The organism is Bacteroidota bacterium (assembly GCA_034439655.1).
In the GTDB taxonomy this organism is placed as follows: domain Bacteria; phylum Bacteroidota; class Bacteroidia; order UKL13-3; family UKL13-3; genus CANJUD01.
The window spans coordinates 1-2,606 of sequence record JAWXAU010000132.1; the positions used below are offsets into that span (position 1 = coordinate 1).

Below are 2,606 nucleotides of genomic sequence, written 5' to 3' on the forward strand. Positions count from 1 at the left end.
AACAGCGAATGAGGGTTTACCATATAATACCAATTCTTAAACTATAATAGTTCTCCGCCTGTGGCGGATTAGTTTTTAGAATCGTAATGCCGAACTACATCACGAAAGCCCCGCTTAATTCCGATAATTATCGGGATGCGGGGGGATTAGTCCCCCTTTTTTGGGACTATTGTATATTGAGTTTCGGTATAACAAAACAACCTCTGTGGTGGGCAAGGGTTGTCTGTTATTTGATTAGGCTGCCCGCCAAAGGGTGGAAACATCTATTACACTTTACTCAATAACCACACGTTGTGTTTCCTCACCTACACGGAGGAAGTATATACCCTTGGCCAAATAAGAAAGGTCTAGGGTTTTACTTGTTTCATTGTTCCATGTAGTATTATATACTTGCTCGCCAATGGTATTATATATTGACATGGGTAATTTTTGCGGAGTCAAAGTATTATAAGCGATTGTGAAACTTCCACAGGTCGGGTTTGGAAATATTACGAAATTTTTTGTACTTTGAATCTTACTGAGGTTTATGTTATAATTGGGATTTGCCAGCTTTACAAATACCATCTTATCTGCACCATTGCCATAATACTTTTGATTAAACAGTACAGAGTCATAGATCTGTAACACGTAAGTATTTTCTCCATCGGATGCAAAAAGACCGTTTATTCGGTGCTGTGGACTGCCCCAAAATTCTCTTGCGGCATATATATATCCATTGTTATCAAAATATATATTTAAATAGGCTGTTTTGCTGACGTTAAGAGCACCGATTTGATAAGTGCCTGAGGCAATAAGGCAAGAATAAACATTACCATCTTTGGTAGTTCCCATATTACTGCTTCCGCCAGCCAATCCTGTTGAATCTTTTGTTGTAACAGCCCACACAATATTACCTATAGTGTCTATTTTTATCCAAATTGGGAAATGTTGAATAGTGTTATAATTATTGCCAGCTATGTTTAACTTACCTACAAATATGTGCGAAAAGTATAAATTCTCTTTACTATCCACACATAAAGATTTGTAGAATAATTCGTCAATTCCATAGGTAGCTTTAGCAGAAAATCTTTTCAAGAAAACAAAATCCAGTGCCGAATTGGCACAAGCCACATAAAAATCTCTTTCTATAGGTTTAAGTGTTGAGTCTTTTAATGTAAATGAGCCAAATTGAATATTTTCTTTTGGTTCTAAGGTATTAAATATGTACAAATGATTTCCATCTGGTGATACGGCTATATTACCTATCCTAGTATAGATACTGGTATTGGTATTCATTTTTATGAAAACCCCACTTTTATCAAATTTCGCAATTGCTACACCTTGTTGTTTTTGAAGTGCGGTATCATTGACAATAGCTCCTAGAGTAGATTTGAATAGGTGAACATATAAGTTTCCGTTCTTATCAGAAGCAATTTTGGCCTCGGCTCCATATGCATACTTGTGGTTTTTACTCCAAATCAGATTCCCATTTGCTCCTATCTTAATCATAAATCCATTGTTATACCAAAGGGAATCGAGTTTCACACCTCCCGATAATTTTAATTCGCTATTATAGTTGCCAATTAACACCACACTGCCATCGCTGGTAGTAATCATGTCTTTTATTGTAAGTTGGTCTCCTGCTTTCATTGTATATGTCCATTTGAATACGCCATTTGAATCTAGTGCTACAAGTACCAAACATGTTTTTTTGTCGTTTATAATAGTTTGGTTATTTATAAGCAATGTATCTTCAATTCGCAGCAGTACAAATGAGTTGCCCTTATTGTCTATGATAGGTGGTTTATATGTATTTTTTGCAATTGATAGGTTATTAGTGCCTTTAAATTCGTACACCCACTTAATATCCTGGGCATTTACTTTGGTGCAATACAAAAGTATAAGTGCATACAATATTATTATCTTTTTCATTATTGAAATATTATTTAGAGTTTTTAGTTTTATACCAGGTGATGATTTTTTTTGTTAAAATTTAACTTAGCCGGTGCAATTATAATACATATACCAACTAAAGCTAAATTTGAGGTCTAAAAAAGGTTACTTCATCAAGGGCATCTTGGCGGTTTTTTACTTGTAAAATATACTTTACCTACAAAACATTCCTTCTGGAAAAGAGCACAGCAAGCCTTACTGCAACTACTTGGCGGACATGGCGGGCAACATATTTCTTTACCAGTAACATCAACGCCAGCGTAAAAAATTCTGTAGGTATTGCAAGTAGGTTCTGCACAGTCGCACCATACATTGTTTGTTACAGGAACATTGTTAATTGATGGGATTGCCCAGTGTCCAGGTGTTAAAGTAGCTGAAACTGATTCTATTAAAGTTCCATTGCAATCATAAGCCTTAATAGTAATAGGTACATTACAATCAAGGACATTTTCAACCACTACGCTAGTGCATTGAGCCTTTGTATTTATGATACCAAATACAGTAAGTACGGTAAAAATCAAAATTATATTTTTCATGAGTTTTAAAATTTAATTTATTTTTGTCTTTTATTTTTGTTTTCACCCATTTTCTTTAAAGCGAAATAAGGCTAAAACTTTTTTAGTTTACAATTTTCTTTTCTTTTATCCATATTTTTTGGTTTAATTGTTTTTATT

General features: G+C 34.3%; 2 protein-coding genes. Both read right to left on the reverse strand.

Annotation, left to right across the window (positions count from 1 at the left end; translation table 11 throughout):
- Positions 1-273: 273 nt before the first annotated feature.
- Positions 274-1,911: a T9SS type A sorting domain-containing protein gene (locus SGJ10_09320; protein MDZ4758325.1), complete on the reverse strand. Its 1,638-nt coding sequence runs from the start codon at positions 1,909-1,911 to the stop codon at positions 274-276.
- Between the two features lie 134 nt (positions 1,912-2,045).
- Positions 2,046-2,468 (reverse strand): hypothetical protein, encoded by a 423-nt coding sequence (locus SGJ10_09325; protein ID MDZ4758326.1) that lies wholly within the window; start codon positions 2,466-2,468, stop codon positions 2,046-2,048.
- Positions 2,469-2,606 lie beyond the last annotated feature (138 nt).

Coding starts and splice junctions, on each gene's coding strand:
- SGJ10_09320 (MDZ4758325.1), bottom strand. CDS start 1,911: ATGAAAAAGATAATAATATTGTATGCACTTATACTTTTGTATTGCACC.
- SGJ10_09325 (MDZ4758326.1), bottom strand. CDS start 2,468: ATGAAAAATATAATTTTGATTTTTACCGTACTTACTGTATTTGGTATC.